The 17,196-nt window shown below is 62.7% G+C and carries 16 protein-coding genes; 10 read left to right on the plus strand and 6 right to left on the minus strand.

Annotation, left to right across the window (positions count from 1 at the left end):
- Window positions 1-78: 78 nt before the first annotated feature.
- Window positions 79-1,899: a translational GTPase TypA gene (typA, locus tag ACNFCH_RS03045; protein WP_070090609.1), complete on the minus strand. Its 1,821-nt coding sequence runs from the start codon at window positions 1,897-1,899 to the stop codon at window positions 79-81.
- Between the two features lie 128 nt (window positions 1,900-2,027).
- Window positions 2,028-3,482, minus strand: coding sequence for a tRNA uracil 4-sulfurtransferase ThiI (thiI, locus tag ACNFCH_RS03050; RefSeq protein WP_337156813.1), 1,455 nt, complete (start codon window positions 3,480-3,482; stop codon window positions 2,028-2,030).
- A 491-nt stretch (window positions 3,483-3,973) separates the two neighbouring features.
- Between thiI and glnA the strand changes: the two genes are divergently transcribed.
- The 4 genes from glnA to ntrC all read left to right on the plus strand — a co-directional run bounded on the left by glnA (window position 3,974) and on the right by ntrC (window position 8,847).
- Window positions 3,974-5,380, plus strand: coding sequence for a type I glutamate--ammonia ligase (glnA, locus tag ACNFCH_RS03055; RefSeq protein WP_196162457.1), 1,407 nt, complete (start codon window positions 3,974-3,976; stop codon window positions 5,378-5,380).
- Window positions 5,381-5,529: 149 nt separating this feature from the next.
- Window positions 5,530-6,078 (plus strand): chorismate mutase, encoded by a 549-nt coding sequence (locus tag ACNFCH_RS03060; RefSeq protein ID WP_416742208.1) that lies wholly within the window; start codon window positions 5,530-5,532, stop codon window positions 6,076-6,078.
- Between the two features lie 250 nt (window positions 6,079-6,328).
- The gene (glnL, locus tag ACNFCH_RS03065) at window positions 6,329-7,414 is read left to right on the plus strand and encodes a nitrogen regulation protein NR(II) (protein WP_337156815.1); all 1,086 of its coding nucleotides are present in this window, start codon (window positions 6,329-6,331) and stop codon (window positions 7,412-7,414) included.
- A complete protein-coding gene (gene ntrC, locus ACNFCH_RS03070; protein ID WP_337156816.1) occupies window positions 7,411-8,847 on the plus strand; it encodes a nitrogen regulation protein NR(I) in 1,437 nt (478 codons plus the stop codon). Before glnL ends, ntrC begins: the two co-directional genes overlap by 4 nt.
- 284 nt (window positions 8,848-9,131) lie before the next feature.
- Here ntrC and ACNFCH_RS03075 read toward each other — a convergent pair whose 3' ends face one another.
- A complete protein-coding gene (locus tag ACNFCH_RS03075) occupies window positions 9,132-9,569 on the minus strand; it encodes a hypothetical protein (protein WP_416742209.1) in 438 nt (145 codons plus the stop codon).
- Between ACNFCH_RS03075 and trmL the strand changes: the two genes are divergently transcribed.
- Window positions 9,568-10,029: a tRNA (uridine(34)/cytosine(34)/5-carboxymethylaminomethyluridine(34)-2'-O)-methyltransferase TrmL gene (gene trmL / locus ACNFCH_RS03080; protein WP_070090616.1), complete on the plus strand. Its 462-nt coding sequence runs from the start codon at window positions 9,568-9,570 to the stop codon at window positions 10,027-10,029. The genes ACNFCH_RS03075 and trmL overlap by 2 nt on opposite strands.
- An 81-nt stretch (window positions 10,030-10,110) precedes the next feature.
- Here trmL and secB read toward each other — a convergent pair whose 3' ends face one another.
- Genes secB through ACNFCH_RS03095 form a run of 3 tightly spaced genes read right to left on the minus strand, consistent with a single transcriptional unit; the run spans window position 10,111 to window position 11,302 of the window.
- A complete protein-coding gene (gene secB, locus ACNFCH_RS03085; RefSeq protein WP_043212546.1) occupies window positions 10,111-10,593 on the minus strand; it encodes a protein-export chaperone SecB in 483 nt (160 codons plus the stop codon).
- Window positions 10,594-10,631: 38 nt separating this feature from the next.
- Window positions 10,632-10,886, minus strand: coding sequence for a glutaredoxin 3 (gene grxC / locus ACNFCH_RS03090; protein WP_043212544.1), 255 nt, complete (start codon window positions 10,884-10,886; stop codon window positions 10,632-10,634).
- 2 nt (window positions 10,887-10,888) lie between these two features.
- Entirely contained in the window at window positions 10,889-11,302 is a 414-nt protein-coding gene (locus ACNFCH_RS03095; RefSeq protein ID WP_070091916.1) for a rhodanese-like domain-containing protein, read from the minus strand.
- Between the two features lie 202 nt (window positions 11,303-11,504).
- Between ACNFCH_RS03095 and gpmI the strand changes: the two genes are divergently transcribed.
- From gpmI to ACNFCH_RS03120, 5 genes are all read left to right on the plus strand, one after another.
- The gene (gene gpmI / locus ACNFCH_RS03100) at window positions 11,505-13,040 is read left to right on the plus strand and encodes a 2,3-bisphosphoglycerate-independent phosphoglycerate mutase (protein WP_337156818.1); all 1,536 of its coding nucleotides are present in this window, start codon (window positions 11,505-11,507) and stop codon (window positions 13,038-13,040) included.
- A 154-nt stretch (window positions 13,041-13,194) separates the two neighbouring features.
- A complete protein-coding gene (locus ACNFCH_RS03105) occupies window positions 13,195-14,478 on the plus strand; it encodes a murein hydrolase activator EnvC (protein WP_337156820.1) in 1,284 nt (427 codons plus the stop codon).
- 79 nt (window positions 14,479-14,557) lie between these two features.
- The gene (locus ACNFCH_RS03110; protein WP_196162449.1) at window positions 14,558-15,883 is read left to right on the plus strand and encodes a S41 family peptidase; all 1,326 of its coding nucleotides are present in this window, start codon (window positions 14,558-14,560) and stop codon (window positions 15,881-15,883) included.
- Between the two features lie 8 nt (window positions 15,884-15,891).
- Window positions 15,892-16,656: a divergent polysaccharide deacetylase family protein gene (locus tag ACNFCH_RS03115; RefSeq protein WP_337156821.1), complete on the plus strand. Its 765-nt coding sequence runs from the start codon at window positions 15,892-15,894 to the stop codon at window positions 16,654-16,656.
- An 88-nt stretch (window positions 16,657-16,744) separates the two neighbouring features.
- Complete coding sequence (locus ACNFCH_RS03120; RefSeq protein ID WP_337156822.1) at window positions 16,745-17,143, plus strand: hypothetical protein; 399 nt, start codon at window positions 16,745-16,747, stop codon at window positions 17,141-17,143.
- Window positions 17,144-17,196: the final 53 nt, after the last annotated feature.

A 17,196-nucleotide genomic window follows, 5' to 3' on the forward strand; every position in this document is an offset into this window, starting at 1 on the left:
CTCACCAAACACCTCCACAAACAAAAACGCCCCCGGCCTTTCGACCGGGGGCGTTTTCGTTCAGCTCAGGCTAGTGCATCAAGCCTTGGCTTTCTTGGCAGCGCGGGTACGCTCGCCTTCGTCGAGGATCTTCTTGCGCAGACGGATCGACTTCGGCGTCACTTCGCACAGCTCGTCGTCCTGGATGAATTCCAGGGCCTGCTCGAGGGTGTGGCGAACCGGCGGAACCAGAGCGATGACCTCGTCCTTGCCCGAAGCACGCATGTTGTCGAGCTTCTTGCCTTTGGTCGGGTTCACGCCCAGATCGTTGTCACGGCTGTTCAGGCCGATGATCTGACCGTTGTAGATGTCCTGGCCGTGCTCGATGAACAGCTTGCCGCGAGCCTGCAGGGTTTCCAGCGAGTAGGTCAGGGCCTTGCCGGTCTCGATCGAAACCAGAACACCGTTCAGACGGCCGGACATGGTGCCTGGCTTCATGGTGTCGTAACGATCGAAGATCGAGGTCAGGATGCCCGCGCCGTTGGTCAGGGTCAGGAACTGGTTACGGAAACCGATCAGGCCACGGGCCGGAACGTTGTACTCCAGACGCACACGGCCCTTACCATCCGGCGCCATGTTGGTCAGGTCGCCCTTACGCAGACCCATCTCTTCCATGACCTTGCCCTGGGATTCTTCAGGGATGTCGATGGTGACGTTCTCGAACGGCTCCTGCTTGACGCCGTTGACTTCGCGGATGATCACTTCAGGACGGCCTACGGCCATTTCGAAGCCTTCACGACGCATGGTTTCGATCAGAACCGACAGGTGCAGCTCACCACGACCGGAAACCTTGAACTTGTCGGCCGAGTCGCCTTCTTCAACGCGCAGGGCAACGTTGTACAGCAGCTCTTTGTCCAGACGCTCTTTGATGTTACGGCTGGTGACGAACTTGCCTTCCTTGCCGCAGAACGGCGAGTCGTTGACCTGGAAGGTCATCGAAACGGTCGGCTCGTCGACGGTCAGCGGCTTCATCGCTTCGACGTTGTTCATATCGCACAGGGTGTCGGAGATGAACAGCTCGTCGAAGCCACTGATGCAGACGATATCGCCAGCGGTGGCTTCTTCGACGTCAACGCGGTGCAGGCCGTGGTGACCCATCAGCTTGAGGATACGGCCGTTGCGCTTCTTGCCTTCGGTGTCGATGGCGACGACCGGGGTGTTCGGCTTGACGCGGCCACGGGCGATACGACCAACGCCGATAACACCCAGGAAGCTGTTGTAGTCCAGTGCGGAGATCTGCATCTGGAACGGGCCGTCGACGTCAACGGTCGGTGCCGGCACGTGGTCGACGATGGCCTGGTACAGCGGGGTCATGTCTTCGGCCATGTCGGTGTGGTCCAGACCGGCGATGCCGTTCAGGGCCGAGGCGTAGACCACCTGGAAGTCCAGCTGGTCGTCGGTGGCGCCCAGGTTGTCGAACAGGTCGAAGATCTGGTCCAGAACCCAGTCAGGACGCGCGCCCGGACGGTCGACCTTGTTGATCACGACGATCGGCTTCAGACCGGCTTCGAAAGCCTTCTTGGTCACGAAGCGGGTTTGCGGCATCGGGCCGTCTTGGGCGTCGACCAGCAGCAGCACGGAGTCGACCATCGACATCACGCGCTCAACCTCGCCACCGAAGTCGGCGTGGCCGGGGGTGTCGACGATGTTGATGCGGTAGTCGTTCCAACGGATGGCGGTGTTTTTCGCCAGGATGGTAATGCCGCGCTCTTTTTCCTGGTCGTTGGAGTCCATCACGCGCTCGTCGTTGAGCTCGTTACGCTCCAGGGTGCCGGACTGGCGCAGGAGTTTGTCGACCAGGGTGGTTTTACCATGGTCAACGTGGGCGATGATGGCGATGTTACGCAGATTTTCGATCACAACTGTATCTCGATCAGAGGATTCGGTTGCCGCCCAGTGTAGGCGGCGAATATGTACGGTTTGCGGCTCAGCGGGCCCGAGGGTCGGGAGGGCGATGGCGGATGCTGCCGCCATACAGCCCTGGCGTCTTATGTCGGACGATAAACACGCACATTGGCATGTCCCTCACTGAGCAGGTGGTGTGCGTGCAAACGGCTCATCACACCCTTGTCGCAATACAGCAGGTACTGGCGGCTGGCATCCAGATGCTTGAACTTGCTGTTGATCGCGTAGAACGGCATGGCCTGGACTTCGACGCCATCGATCACCAGGGGTTCGTCTTCCTGGGCATCGGGGTGACGAATGTCGAGGACGATCTGGCCGGGCAGGGCTTGGGCCACTTCCTCGATTTCGATGTCCTTGCCCAGCTCGTCGATGACGTGGTCGATCGAGATGAACTTGGCGCGCTCCAGGGCACGCTCAAGCACCGCCATGTCGAACTGCTTCTCTTCGTGCTCCATGCGGTGGCGCTTGGCATGGGTGGTCGGGTTCACCGAGATCACGCCGCAGTATTCAGGCATGTGCTTGGCGAACTCGGCGGTGCCGATCTGATAGGCGGTGTCGATGATGTCCTGCTTGTGGCTGGCCAGCAGCGGGCGCAGCACGAGCTTGTCGGTGGCCGAATCGATGATCGACAGGTTCGGCAGGGTCTGGCTGGACACCTGGGAGATCGCCTCGCCGGTGACCAGCGCCTCGATCTCCAGGCGGTCGGCCATGCGCGCAGCGGCGCGCAGCATCATGCGCTTGAGGGTCACGCCCATGTAGCTGTTGTCGACCTTGTTCAGGATCTCGCCGACCACTTCCTCGAACGGCACGCTGATGAACAGCACGCGCTGGCTGCTGCCGAACTTCTTCCACAGGTAGTGGGCAACTTCCATCACGCCCAGCTCGTGGGCACGGCCGCCGAGGTTGAAGAAGCAGAAGTGGGTCATCAGGCCACGGCGCATCATCTGGTAGGCCGCCACGGTGGAGTCGAAGCCACCGGACATCAGCACCAGGGTCTGCTCCAGGGCACCCAGCGGGTAACCGCCGATGCCTTGGTGCTGGTTATGGATGACATACAGGCGCTGGTCGCGGATCTCGATGCGCACCAGGACTTCCGGGGTCTTGAGGTCGATACCGGTGGCGCCGCACTGCTGGCGCAGCTGGCTGCCGACGTAACGGTCGACGTCCATCGAGGTGAAGTCATGGTGGCCGCCGCGCTTGCAACGTACGGCGAAGCGCTTGCCGGCCAGCAGGTGGCCGAAGTGGTGCTTGCACTTGGCGACGATGTCGTCGAAGTCGCCCAGCGGATACTCCTCGACCTGCAGGAAATGGGTGATACCCGGCGTGCAGGTCAGGCGCTCGATCATCTCGCGCTGGATCTTCTCGTCCTCGACGCGGGTGACCACCTCGAGATTGTCCCAGACGCCATCGACCGCGAGCTCAGGATCCAGATCCTTGAGCACGACGCGGATGTTCTTGCCGAGCTGGCGAATGAAACGCTTGCGCACCGGCCGGCTCTTGATGGTGATCTCTGGGAAGACTTTGACGATAAGTTTCATTGGTTTAACAGCGCGCACAGGGCCTGCCGAAAATGAGGGGCGCGAATTATAGCGGAAATTGCTCAAGCTTTGAGCAACTTTTGATCAGAAGCTTTGAGATAAATGCCGAAGGCGCGTTTTGCGCTGCCTGCACCGGCCCTTTCGCGGGTAAACCCGCTTCCACAGGGGTCAGCACATATTTTCAGCGTTGCGCGATCCCTGCAGGAGGGGCTCATCCACGAAAAGCGCCTCAAGGAAATCACGACACTCATGCCTCGCACTAATTTGGTGCGCACACCTAAAATCATGCCTCTCAAGAGTGCATTTTTCGCCTTGCCTCATCCCTGAATTGCACGTAACCGCCCCCTTTTGTCCCGCCCTCGCCATTTTCGGGCACTGGCATGCAATTTGCTCTCTTGTGAGGCAGGCAAGCTTGGCCGACTATCCGCGCCCAGCGACACCCTTTTTCCAGGGCAGCGGCCCACCGCGCCCTAGACCATCCGGAGGACACTATGTCGAAGTCGGTTCAACTCATCAAAGATCATGACGTCAAGTGGATTGATCTGCGTTTCACGGACACCAAAGGCGTTCAGCACCACGTGACCATGCCGTCGCGTGATGCGCTGGAAGACGACTTCTTCGAAGTCGGCAAGATGTTCGACGGTTCCTCCATCGCTGGCTGGAAAGGTATCGAAGCCTCCGACATGATCCTGATGCCGGTCGACGACACCGCGGTCCTGGACCCGTTCACCGAAGAGCCGACCCTGATCATCACCTGCGACATCGTCGACCCATCGAGCATGCAGGGCTACGATCGCGACCCACGTGCGATCGCCAAGCGCGCCGAAGAGTACCTCAAGAGCACCGGCATCGGTGACACCGTATTCGCTGGCCCTGAGCCAGAGTTCTTCATCTTCGACGAAGTGAAGTTCAAGTCGGACATCTCCGGCTCGATGTTCAAGATCTTCTCCGAGCAAGGCTCGTGGATGACCGACGCTGACGTGGAAGGCGGCAACAAAGGCCACCGTCCAGGCGTGAAAGGCGGCTACTTCCCGGTTCCGCCGTTCGACCACGACCACGAAATCCGTACCGCCATGTGCAACGCACTGGAGGAAATGGGTCAGACCGTCGAAGTTCACCACCACGAAGTGGCGACTGCCGGCCAGAACGAAATCGGCGTCAAGTTCAACACCCTGGTGAAGAAGGCTGACGAAGTACAGGCCCTGAAATACGTCGTGCACAACGTTGCCGACGCCTACGGCCGTACCGCCACCTTCATGCCGAAGCCACTGTACGGCGACAACGGCTCGGGCATGCACGTGCACATGTCGATCTGGAAAGACGGCAAGAACACCTTCTCCGGCGAAGGCTATGCCGGCCTGTCCGACACCGCCCTGTACTTCATCGGCGGTATCATCAAGCACGGTAAGGCCCTGAACGGCTTCACCAACCCGTCGACCAACTCCTACAAGCGTCTGGTCCCGGGCTTCGAAGCCCCGGTCATGCTGGCCTACTCGGCTCGCAACCGTTCCGCCTCGATCCGTATTCCTTACGTCGGTAGCCCGAAAGCCCGCCGTATCGAAGCACGCTTCCCGGATCCATCGGCCAACCCGTACCTGGCCTTCGCAGCCCTGCTGATGGCGGGCCTGGACGGTATCCAGAACAAGATCCACCCAGGCGATGCTGCCGACAAGAACCTGTACGACCTGCCGCCTGAAGAGGCCAAGGACATCCCACAGGTTTGCGGTAGCCTGAAGGAAGCCCTGGAAGAGCTGGACAAAGGCCGTGCGTTCCTGACCAAGGGCGGCGTGTTCTCCGACGACTTCATCGATGCCTTCATCGAGCTGAAGAGCGAAGAAGAGATCAAAGTCCGTACCTTCGTTCACCCGCTGGAATACGAGCTGTACTACAGCTGCTGATCTGATCGGCGCCTAGCGCCGGACTCATCAATAGAAACGGCCTCGTCATGAGGCCGTTTCTGTTTTTACGCACAGTGATTTCAGGCGCGCCCTACCTGTCTGCTCGTTTCGCATTGGCCACACTCGAGTCTCATTTCATGGAGACGATCATGCGCCTGAACCCCCTGACACTTGTCACCGCCCTGGGCCTATGCCTGGCTGGGTGCGCAACCCCCAACACGGCGGTATCCCCGCTCACCCGCCTGCTCGATGGCATCGAACAGCGGCTCGACATCGCCGAAGCCGTGGCCCTGCACAAGTGGGATACACACCAGTCGGTACAGGCACCCCAGCGCGAGCGCGAGGTGCTGACACGTGTTCGCCAGAGCGCGGCCGACTATGGGCTTGACGCCGCACGCGCCGAAGCATTCTTCGCCGACCAGATCGAGGCCAACAAGCTGCTGCAATACCACTTCTTGAATGACTGGCACCGGCAACGCCAAGCGCCTGATACGCCACGTCGCGACCTGGCCACACAGATAAGGCCACAATTGGATCAACTGCAAAACCTGCTGCTGCTCGACCTCGCCCAGTTCGATCGCAAGCGCTCCCCGCAGTGCTCCCAGCAGTTGGCCGACGCCCTCGCCCAGCGCGCCCCCGATGCCAAGCGCCACCTGGCCTTGGTTCGCGCCACCACCCAGCTGTGCGCGGGGCTGTAAGGACCTATGCTCTATATTGGTGCATCGCGCGGAGCGACGCCTGACCTTACACACCAATAAAGGTCACAAGCACCGCTGAATCAGGGTTTTCTATTCGGAATCTGCTCGATTCCAGACCTTTTTCGGGAAAATCCGCTTCTTTTCGGAGCCTTGGTTTGTTTCTTGCATTTTTCCAGCATCAAGCGTTTCAGGCGTGCCCAGCAATAGCCCCTGAGACGCCCCATGTGCCAAAAGAGGTCAACGACGCCTTATGACCATCAGCGACGCACAGCACCGTCTGCTTCTGGACAACCTGACCACCGCCACGTTGCTGCTCAACGCCGAGCTGCGCCTTGAATACATGAACCCTGCCGCGGAGATGCTATTGGCGGTCAGTGGTCAGCGCAGCCACGGGCAGTTCATCAGCGAGTTGTTCACCGAGTCGGCCGAAGCGCTCAATTCCCTGCGTCTGGCGGTGGAGCAGGCGCACCCGTTCACCAAACGCGAAGCGCAGTTGACCTCGCTGACCGGCCAGAGCATCACCGTGGACTATGCCGTGACGCCGATCCTGCACCAAGGCCAAACCTTGCTGCTGCTGGAGGTACACCCCCGAGACCGCCTGCTGCGCATCACCAAGGAAGAAGCCCAGCTGAGCAAGCAGGAAACCACCAAGCTGCTGGTGCGCGGCCTGGCCCACGAAATCAAGAACCCCTTGGGCGGTATCCGTGGCGCTGCGCAACTGCTGGCACGGGAGCTGCCTCATGAGGAGCTGCGGGACTACACCAATGTGATCATCGAGGAGGCCGACCGCCTGCGAAACCTCGTCGACCGCATGCTCGGTTCGAACAAGCTGCCATCGCTGGCCATGACCAATATCCACGAAGTGCTGGAGCGGGTCTGCAGCCTGGTGGAAGCCGAAAGCCAGGGCGGCGTCACGCTGGTGCGCGACTACGACCCGAGCCTGCCGGACGTGCTGATCGATCGCGAGCAGATGATCCAGGCGGTCCTCAACATCGTGCGCAACGCCATGCAGGCGATCGCCGGGCAGAACGACCTGCGCCTGGGCCGCATCACCCTGCGCAGCCGCGCGGTGCGCCAGTTCACCATTGGCCATGTGCGCCATCGCCTGGTGGCCCGGGTCGAGATCACCGACAACGGCCCTGGTATCCCCGCACAACTGCAGGACACCCTCTTCTATCCCATGGTCAGCGGCCGCCCAGACGGCACCGGGCTGGGCCTGGCCATCACTCAGAACATCATCAGCCAGCACCAAGGCCTGATCGAATGTGACAGCCACCCCGGCCACACCACCTTCTCGATCTACCTGCCCTTGGAACAAGGAGCCACCGCCTCATGAGCCGAAGTGAAACCGTCTGGATCGTCGATGATGATCGCTCCATCCGCTGGGTCCTGGAAAAAGCCCTGCAACAGGAAGGCATGACCACCCAAAGCTTCGACAGCGCCGACGGCGTCATGGGCCGCCTGGCCCGCCAGCAACCGGACGTGATCATCTCCGACATCCGCATGCCCGGCACCAGCGGCCTGGACCTGCTGGCGCAAATCCGCGAACAGCACCCGCGCCTGCCAGTCATCATCATGACCGCCCACTCCGACCTGGACAGTGCCGTGGCCTCCTACCAGGGCGGCGCCTTCGAATACCTGCCCAAGCCGTTCGACGTGGACGATGCGGTGTCGCTGGTCAAACGCGCCAATCAGCACGCCCAGGAGCAACAAGCGCTCGACGTGCCGGCGAGCCTGGCCCGCACCCCGGAAATCATCGGCGAGGCGCCAGCGATGCAGGAGGTGTTCCGCGCGATCGGCCGGCTCAGCCACTCCAACATCACCGTGCTGATCAACGGTGAGTCCGGTACCGGCAAGGAGTTGGTGGCCCATGCCCTGCACCGCCACAGCCCACGAGCAGCGTCACCGTTCATTGCCCTGAACATGGCGGCGATTCCCAAGGACCTGATGGAATCCGAGCTGTTCGGTCACGAGAAAGGCGCTTTCACCGGGGCCGCCAACCTGCGCCGCGGCCGCTTCGAGCAGGCCGACGGCGGCACGCTGTTTCTCGACGAGATCGGCGACATGCCCGCCGACACCCAGACCCGCCTGCTGCGGGTCCTGGCCGACGGCGAGTTCTACCGGGTGGGCGGCCACGTGCCGGTCAAGGTGGACGTGCGCATCATCGCCGCCACCCACCAGAACCTGGAGTCGCTGGTGCAGGCCGGCAAGTTTCGTGAAGACTTGTTCCACCGCTTGAACGTGATCCGCATCCATATTCCGCGCCTGGCCGATCGCCGTGAGGACATCCCTGCCCTGGCGCGGCACTTCCTTGGCCGCGCCGCCAAGGAACTGGCCGTCGAGCCCAAGCTGCTAAAGCCGGAAACCGAAGAGTTCATGCGCAATCTGCCGTGGCCGGGCAACGTGCGTCAGTTGGAGAACACCTGCCGCTGGATCACCGTGATGGCCTCCAGCCGCGAGGTGCTGATCGGCGACCTGCCACCGGAACTGCTCAACCTGCCGCAGGACTCGGCACCGGTCACCAACTGGGAGCAAGCCCTGCGCCAGTGGGCCGACCAAGCCTTGGCCCGCGGCCAATCGAACCTGCTCGACAGCGCCGTGCCCAGCTTCGAGCGCATCATGATCGAGACTGCCCTCAAGCACACCGCAGGTCGCCGACGCGATGCCGCCGTGCTGCTGGGCTGGGGACGCAATACCCTGACGCGCAAGATCAAGGAGCTGGGGATGAGGGTCGATGGCGGGGATGAGGACGATGGCGACGATCATTGATCCTCGTCGCCCTGACTGCCGCCATCGCGGGACAAGCCCGCTCCTACCGCAATTGAGCACGCCGACCCTGTAGGAACGGGCTTGTCCCGCGATGGCATTCACAAGGCTTGCACCGATCCAGTGCCAAGCGCACCGCCCAAAGGCACAAGACAGCCGTAGAACTGACCCCGACCGCGCTAAACCCAGTATTTCCGGGTGTCTAGAAACTGGCACGCCATCTGCAATAAGACAGATATCACCAGTTTCGGGGACCCCGGTACAGGCAGGCCGGGACATCCCCTCTTTTATTCGTGCAGCCTTACCTGCACACGCCAGCGCCCAGCGTCCTGCGCCCCGCTCCACTCACCTTGCAAGGGACGCGCGGCGATCACGGTCAGCAACAGGCCTTCTTCGCTGTTCTGCAGACGCCAGCCGGCCGGCTTGCCTTGCACCTGCAACTGGCCACGCTGGGCCTTGCCCTCGGCCTGGAACACCACGGCAACGGTGCCCTGCACCGTTTCACCATGCAGTTTGGGCTCCTCGTTGAACCACAGGTCCAGACCGTCCTGTACCACCTCCACCTGCTCCAGCACCCGCTCCTCGGGCGCGGTCAGGCGGCCGATCATCAACCCCACCATCATGCCGACGATCGCCAGGGACAACAGCACACGCGGCCAAGCTTTCGAACGCAGGTCGGGTTCGAGGGTAGAATGCTCGTCATCTTCATGCCTGGAGCCGTGCATGTTTCACGTCATCCTCTTTCAACCAGAGATTCCACCGAATACCGGCAACATTATCCGCCTCTGCGCCAACAGCGGCTGCGACCTGCACCTGATCGAGCCATTGGGCTTCGAGCTGGACGACAAGCGCTTGCGCCGGGCAGGGCTGGATTACCACGAGTATGCCACGCTCAAGCGCTACCAGAGCCTGGCCGATTGCCTGGAGAGTCTCGGCCAACCGCGCCTGTTCGCCTTTACCACCAAGGGCTCGCACGCCTTCCATGAAGTCGACTACCAGCCGGGCGACGCCTTCCTGTTCGGGCCCGAAAGCCGGGGCCTGCCAGCCGAGGTGCTGGACAGCCTGCCCGCGCAGCAACGCCTGCGCCTGCCCATGCGACCAGGCTGCCGCAGCCTGAACCTGTCCAACACCGTGGCGGTGACGGTCTATGAGGCCTGGCGCCAGCAAGGGTTTGCCGGCAGTTGATGCCTTGCCAGCCCGCACGAACGAGGCCACACAGGCAAATAAAAAGGGCGACCGAAGTCGCCCTTTTGCTTTTTGCAGCGATCACTGCATGGTCGGCGCTTCGCCGGCTTCCTGCATGCGCTGCATTTCTTGCGCGTACAGCGCGTCGAAGTTGACCGGGGAAAGCATCAGCGCCGGGAACGAACCACGGGTCACCAGGCTGTCCAGGGTCTCGCGAGCATACGGGAACAGGATGTTCGGGCAGAACGCACCGAGGGTATGGCTCATGGACGCCGCGTCGAGGTTCTTGATCAGGAAGATACCGGCCTGCTGCACTTCAGCGATGAAGGCCACTTCTTCACCGTTCTTGACGGTCACCGACAGGGTCAGCACCACTTCGTGGAAATCGCTTTCCAAGGCTTTCTGGCGGGTGTTCAGGTCCAGCGAAACGCTTGGTTCCCACTGCTGACGGAAGATCTGCGGGCTCTTCGGCGCTTCGAAGGACAGGTCACGCACGTAGATGCGCTGCAGGGAGAATTGCGGGGAGTTGTCGTCGGCGGCGCCGTTGTTCTGCTGGTCAGTCATGGCAGATCTTTTCCTAATGGTTATGTAAGAGCTGTGATTCAGGCCTCGAGCAGGGCATCGAGTTTGCCCGCCCGCTCCAGTGCGTAGAGGTCATCGCATCCGCCAACGTGGGTGGTGCCGATCCAGATCTGCGGTACCGAGGTGCGACCCGCCTTCTGGCTCATCTCGGCGCGCACCTGCGGCTTGCCGTCGACCTTGATTTCCTCGAAGGCCACACCCTTGCTCTCGAGCAGGTACTTGGCACGCATGCAGTAAGGGCAATAGTCGCTGGAATAGACGATGACAGGCTTCATGATCACTTCACCAGGGGCAGGTTATCGGCTTTCCAGCTGGAAACGCCACCGCTGAGCTTGGCGGCAGTGTAACCAGCCTTGAGCAGCTCGCGGCAGATGGTGCCGGACTGCTGGCCCATGCTGTCCACCACGATCAGGGTCTTGCCCTTGTGCTTGTCCAGCTCGGCCATGCGGTTGACCAGTTTGTCCTGCGGAATGTTCAGGGCGCCGACGATGTGGCCCGACGCGTATTCCTTGCTCGGGCGGATGTCGATCACCACGCCTTTCTCGGCGTTGACCAGCGCGGTCAACTGGCCGTTGCTCAGGCTTTGACCGCCACGGCGGATTTCGTTGATGAGCAGCAGGACCAGCAGAACAACGAAGATCGCCACCAGGATGTAGTGGTTTGTCGCAAATTGAATCAGGTTAGCAACCATCTGAGGGTGTTCCACGCGATTGAAAATGCCGGCCAGTATACACAGCCCCCCAGGCCCGCCAAAGCCCGGCGGCCCCGCTGGAAAATCGCCCGTATCGACAGCCTGTCGGGCATTGCCCGTTCATTTGGAGGAAATTGGCCGTCGCTGGCCGATTTGCCCTAAAATGCGTGTCTTTATCATCTTGCAACCGTGAGTAGGATTGATGACGAACACGCCAAAACCCTTGGTCCTGATTATCCTCGATGGTTTCGGGCATAGCGAAAGCCCCGAATACAACGCCATCTTCGCCGCCAACACCCCGGTCTACGATCACCTGCGCGCCAGCCAGCCCAACGGGCTGATCTCCGGTTCCGGCATGGATGTCGGCCTGCCCGATGGACAGATGGGCAACTCCGAGGTCGGTCACATGAACCTCGGCGCCGGGCGCGTGGTGTATCAGGACTTCACCCGGGTCACCAAGGCCATCCGCGATGGCGAGTTCTTCAGCAATCCCGTGCTCACCGGCGCGGTGGACAAAGCCGCGGGCGCCGGCAAGGCCGTGCACATCCTCGGCCTGCTTTCCGACGGTGGCGTACACAGCCATCAGGACCACCTCATTGCGATGGCCGAACTGGCCGCGCAGCGTGGCGCCGACAAGATCTACCTGCACGCCTTCCTCGATGGTCGCGACACCCCACCACGCAGCGCGCAGTCGTCCATCGAGCTGCTCGATGCCACCTTCGCCAAGCTGGGCAAGGGCCGCATCGCCAGCCTGATCGGCCGCTACTACGCCATGGACCGCGACAACCGCTGGGACCGTGTCAGCGCCGCCTACAACCTGATCGTCGACAGCGTCGCCGAGTACACCGCGCCGTCGGCCCTGGCCGGCCTGGAAGCGGCCTATGCCCGCGACGAGAGCGACGAGTTCGTCAAGGCCACCCGCATCGGCGAAGCGGTCAAGGTCGAGGACGGCGATGCCGTCATCTTCATGAACTTCCGTGCCGACCGCGCCCGCGAGCTGTCCCGCGCGTTCGTCGAGGCCGACTTCAACGAGTTCGCGCGCGCACGCCTGCCCAAGTTCGCCGCCTACATCGGCCTGACCCAGTACTCGGCCAAGATCCCGGCCCCGGCCGCCTTCGCGCCGGCCACTCTGGACAACGTGCTCGGCGAGTACCTGGCCAAGAACGGCAAGACCCAGCTGCGCATCGCCGAGACCGAGAAGTACGCCCACGTCACCTTCTTCTTCTCGGGCGGGCGCGAAGAGCCGTTCGAGGGCGAGGAGCGCATCCTGATCCCGTCGCCGAAGGTCGCCACCTACGACCTGCAGCCGGAAATGAGCGCCCCGGAAGTTACCGACCGCATCGTCGAGGCCATCGAGCAGCAGCGCTACGACGTGATCGTGGTCAACTATGCCAACGGCGACATGGTCGGTCACACCGGTGTATTCGACGCCGCGGTCAAGGCGGTCGAGGCGCTGGACGGCTGCGTCGGACGTATCGTCCAGGCACTGGAGAAGGTCGGCGGCGAAGCGCTGATCACCGCCGACCACGGCAATGTCGAGCAGATGGAAGACGCCTGCACCGGCCAGGCGCACACCGCCCATACCACCGAGCCTGTGCCGTTCATCTATGTCGGCAAGCGTAACGTCAAAGTCCGCGAAGGCGGCGTGCTGGCGGACGTGGCGCCGACCATGCTCAAGCTGCTGGGCCTGGCGCAACCTGCCGAGATGACTGGCACCTCGATCCTGATCGACGCCTAAGCTGCGCGCGGCCTTGTGTCGCGATCGGGTGGCAAACCAGCCCCCAATACGCAGTTTCCAGACAAACGCCTCGCCGCAGATGCCGCGAGGCGTTTTTTTTGCAGGCCCAGGCGGGCATACTAGGCCAGTCTCCATCCCTGGTACGCCCAACCCCATGCTTCGCGCCCTGATCCTACTCGCCCTGTCCTGCCTGCTCACCCCGGCCTTCGCCGACGAGCGCGCGCAGACCCAGCAACAACTGGACGCCACCCGCCAGGACATCGCCGAGCTGAAGAAGATGCTGGGCAAGCTCCAGGAGGAAAAGTCCGGCGTGCAGAAGGACCTCAAGTCCACCGAGACCGAAATCGGCGACCTCGAAAAGCAGGTGGAGGCTCTGCAACAGGAACTAAAAAAGACCGAGGGCGAGCTGGAGCGCCTTGATACCGAGAAAAAAAAACTCCAGAGCGCCCGCGTTGAACAACAGCGACTGATCGCCATCCAGGCCCGCTCCGCCTACCAGAGCGGTCGTGAGGAATACCTCAAGTTGCTGCTCAACCAGCAGAACCCCGAGAAATTCGCCCGCACCCTCACCTATTACGACTACCTGAGCAAGGCCCGCCTGGAACAACTGCGCGCCTTCAACGAGACCCTGCGCCAGCTGGCCAACGTCGAGCAAGACATCAGCCGCCAGCAGGCACAGCTGCTGGCCCAGCGCGGCAACCTCGACAGCCGCCGCCAAGAGCTCGAGACCGTGCGCAACGAGCGCCGGCAAGTCCTGGCCAAGCTCAACACCGACATGCAGGCCCGCGACCAGAAACTGCAGACTCGCCAGCAGGATCAGGCCGACCTGACCAAGGTTCTCAAGACCATCGAGGAAACCCTGGCCCGTCAGGCCCGCGAAGCCGAAGAGGCCCGCAAGAAAGCCCTGCTGGCCCAGCAGCAAGCCGAAGAAAAGCGCCGCCAGCAGCAGGCCCTCGCCGCCAACGAAGAAGAAGCCCCGAAAAAAGCCCGCACCACCCTCGGCCCCATCGTTTCCAGTGATGGCGCGAACTATGGCGGTGCATTTTCTGCCGCACGCGGAAAACTTCCATGGCCGGTCAATGGTCGATTGCTGGCACGCTTCGGCGATGCACGCGGTGGCGATGCCCGAGCCAAGTGGGATGGCGTGATGATCGGCGCCAATCCGGGCACCCAGGTACGCGCCGTACACGGCGGGCGTGTGGTGTTCGCCGACTGGTTGCGTGGCGCTGGACTTCTGGTCATTCTCGACCATGGTAATGGTTACCTGAGCCTGTACGGCCACAACCAGAGCCTGCTCAAGCGCGCCGGCGACATCGTCAAGGCCGGCGAAGCCATCTCCACCGTTGGCGACAGCGGTGGCCAGGACAGCTCGGGCCTGTATTTCGCCATTCGCCAACAGGGTCGCCCCACCGATCCTTCGCAGTGGTGCCGCGGTTAGTCACCTTATTTACGGCATAGCCACAGCTGCGCCGATGCTCCCTTGAGGGAGCGCCAACAGGATCAGGAGTTCGTTCGACATGCTGCACTCGTCTCGCCTCACCCAGCTGGCCCTGACCATCGCCCTGGTGGTCGGCGCGCCTCTGGTTTCTGCCGCCGAGCCGGCCGCGCCCGCCAGCCGTGCCGCGGTACCGGCCACCGAGGTGACAGCCAAAGCCCCGCTGCCGCTGGATGAGCTGCGCACCTTCGCCGAGGTCCTTGATCGCATCAAGGCCGCCTACGTCGAGCCGGTGGACGACAAGACCCTGCTGGAAAACGCCATCAAGGGCATGCTCAGCAACCTGGACCCTCATTCGGCCTACCTGGGCCCAGAGGACTTCCAGGAGTTGCAGGAAAGCACCAGCGGCGAGTTCGGCGGCCTGGGCATCGAGGTGGGCATGGAGGACGGCTTCGTCAAGGTGGTCTCGCCGATCGACGACACCCCCGCCTCGCGCGCCGGCATCGAGGCGGGCGACCTGATCGTCAAGATCAACGGCGCCCCGACCCGCGGCCAGACCATGACCGAAGCCGTGGACAAGATGCGCGGCAAAGTGGGCGAAAAGATCACCCTGACCTTGGTCCGCGACGGCGGCACGCCCTTCGACGTGACCCTCGCCCGCGCGGTGATCCAGGTCAAGAGCGTCAAGAGCCAGCTGCTGGAGAACGATTACGGCTACATCCGTATCACCCAGTTCCAGGTCAAGACCGGCGAAGAAGTCGGCAAGGCACTGGCCAAGCTGCGCAAGGACAACGGCAAGAAGCTGCGCGGCGTGGTCCTGGACCTGCGCAACAACCCCGGCGGCGTGCTGCAATCGGCAGTGGAAGTGGCCGACCATTTCCTCACCAAGGGCCTGATCGTCTACACCAAGGGCCGCATCGCCAACTCCGAACTGCGCTTCTCCGCCGACCGGGCCGACGCCAGCGAAGGCGTGCCACTGGTCGTGCTGATCAACGGCGGCAGTGCCTCGGCCTCGGAGATCGTCGCCGGCGCCCTGCAGGACCAGAAACGCGCGGTGCTGATGGGCACCGACAGCTTCGGCAAAGGCTCGGTACAGACCGTGCTGCCGCTGAACAACGACCGCGCGCTCAAGCTCACCACCGCGCTGTACTTCACCCCCAACGGCCGTTCGATCCAGGCCCAGGGCATCGTGCCGGACATCGAGGTGCGCCCGGCCAAGCTCACCGCCGAAGCGGACACCGACAACTTCAAGGAAGCCGATCTGCAAGGCCACCTGGGCAACGGCAACGGCGGCGCCGACCGACCGACCGGCAGCAGCAAGCGCAAGGAGCGGCCTCAGGATGGTGACTTCCAGCTCAGCCAGGCCCTGAGCCTGCTCAAAGGCCTGAATATCACCAAGGGCGACTGACCCGTCTCATGCGTTACCTGCTGTTGACGTTGTTCTGCCTGTTGGCCGGCGCCGCCCAAGCGGCGCCGGCCAAGGCCTACATGAGCATCATCATCGACGACCTGGGCCAGAGCAGCGAACGCGACAGCCGCACCCTCGCCCTGCCAGGCCCGGTCACGATGGCGATCATGCCCGACACGCCGCACGCCACCGACTTCGCCCGCCAGGCCCACAAGGCCGGGCGCACCGTCATCCTGCACATGCCCATGGACCCTGCCACTGGCCCATACGCCTGGCACCCAGGCACCCCTATCGAAGAGCTCGCCCGACGCCTGGATGCCGCCTTGGCCAAAGTGCCCTACGCCGCCGGCATCAACAACCATATGGGCAGCCGCATGACCTCCCAGGCCGCGCCCATGGCCTGGCTGATGGGGGAACTGCAACGGCGCCACCTGTTCTTCGTCGACAGCCGCACCAGTGCCGCCACCGTGGCTGCGGCCAAGGCCCAGGAACAGGGGCTGGCGCATGTCTCGCGGGATGTCTTCCTGGACGATACCCGCACCACCGAAGCCATCACCGCACAGTTGCAGTTGGGCGTGACCCTGGCCCGCAGGCAAGGTTCGGCGGTGCTCATCGGCCACCCCTACCCTCAGACCCTGGATGTGCTGGAGCGCGAGCTTCCCCGCCTCAGGCAGCAGGGTATCGAGCTGATCGGCCTTCACCAGATGATCGCGCAACGAAGCAATCAGGCCATGCCCGCCCATGGCAAGCATGGCCGCTACAGCAACCGCTGAACGCACCAGGCTTCACTAAAGATGTACCGCGCCGCGCCCTCTTTCAGCGCTCACAGTGACCCTCCGACATAGAACAAGGAGGGTCACCATGCTCGAACGACATTCGATCTGCCTCACGCTGGCATTCGCCTGCCTTGCGCCACCCGCCTCAGCCAGCTCGGCTTCTGGAGTGCAGGACTGGCCGGTCGCCCGGCTGCTCTCCCCGGCGCCCGTGCCCGACCCGGACATGACCATCGAACGCCTCGACAATGGCGACATGAAGGTCACCTGGCGGATCGCCCCGCCGGACCTTCAGTGCTACCGCATCAAGTACGGCCCGCCCAAGGCCCTCGACTGCAACGCGCCGACTGGCTACGAAATGCTTCGCCATGCCAGTCATGAGTTCCGATGGCAGGACCTGCCCCTCAAGCTCTGCACCAAGGCCGAGGACATCGCCAAGCACCATTCGGCACCGCGCGAAGACCTGCTGCGCCTGCAAGCCCCCTGAAACGACAAAGGCCCGACTCTCGCGAGTCGGGCCTTTGTCGTGACAAGCTCAGG

It is taken from the genome of Pseudomonas sp. NY15354 (genome assembly GCF_048068075.1).
Classification (GTDB): Bacteria; Pseudomonadota; Gammaproteobacteria; order Pseudomonadales; family Pseudomonadaceae; genus Aquipseudomonas; species Aquipseudomonas guariconensis_C.

Bases quoted from the DNA above. Each gene is read 5' to 3' on its own strand.
- glnL (WP_337156815.1), top strand. From the start codon at position 6,329: ATGACCATCAGCGACGCACAGCACCGTCTGCTTCTGGACAACCTGACC.
- ntrC (WP_337156816.1), top strand. From the start codon at position 7,411: ATGAGCCGAAGTGAAACCGTCTGGATCGTCGATGATGATCGCTCCATC.
- ACNFCH_RS03110 (WP_196162449.1), top strand. From the start codon at position 14,558: ATGCTGCACTCGTCTCGCCTCACCCAGCTGGCCCTGACCATCGCCCTG.
- ACNFCH_RS03120 (WP_337156822.1), top strand. From the start codon at position 16,745: ATGCTCGAACGACATTCGATCTGCCTCACGCTGGCATTCGCCTGCCTT.
- ACNFCH_RS03075 (WP_416742209.1), bottom strand. From the start codon at position 9,569: ATGCACGGCTCCAGGCATGAAGATGACGAGCATTCTACCCTCGAACCC.
- ACNFCH_RS03095 (WP_070091916.1), bottom strand. From the start codon at position 11,302: ATGGTTGCTAACCTGATTCAATTTGCGACAAACCACTACATCCTGGTG.
- glnA (WP_196162457.1), top strand. From the start codon at position 3,974: ATGTCGAAGTCGGTTCAACTCATCAAAGATCATGACGTCAAGTGGATT.
- gpmI (WP_337156818.1), top strand. From the start codon at position 11,505: ATGACGAACACGCCAAAACCCTTGGTCCTGATTATCCTCGATGGTTTC.
- trmL (WP_070090616.1), top strand. From the start codon at position 9,568: ATGTTTCACGTCATCCTCTTTCAACCAGAGATTCCACCGAATACCGGC.
- ACNFCH_RS03060 (WP_416742208.1), top strand. From the start codon at position 5,530: ATGCGCCTGAACCCCCTGACACTTGTCACCGCCCTGGGCCTATGCCTG.
- thiI (WP_337156813.1), bottom strand. From the start codon at position 3,482: ATGAAACTTATCGTCAAAGTCTTCCCAGAGATCACCATCAAGAGCCGG.
- grxC (WP_043212544.1), bottom strand. From the start codon at position 10,886: ATGAAGCCTGTCATCGTCTATTCCAGCGACTATTGCCCTTACTGCATG.
- secB (WP_043212546.1), bottom strand. From the start codon at position 10,593: ATGACTGACCAGCAGAACAACGGCGCCGCCGACGACAACTCCCCGCAA.
- ACNFCH_RS03115 (WP_337156821.1), top strand. From the start codon at position 15,892: ATGCGTTACCTGCTGTTGACGTTGTTCTGCCTGTTGGCCGGCGCCGCC.
- ACNFCH_RS03105 (WP_337156820.1), top strand. From the start codon at position 13,195: ATGCTTCGCGCCCTGATCCTACTCGCCCTGTCCTGCCTGCTCACCCCG.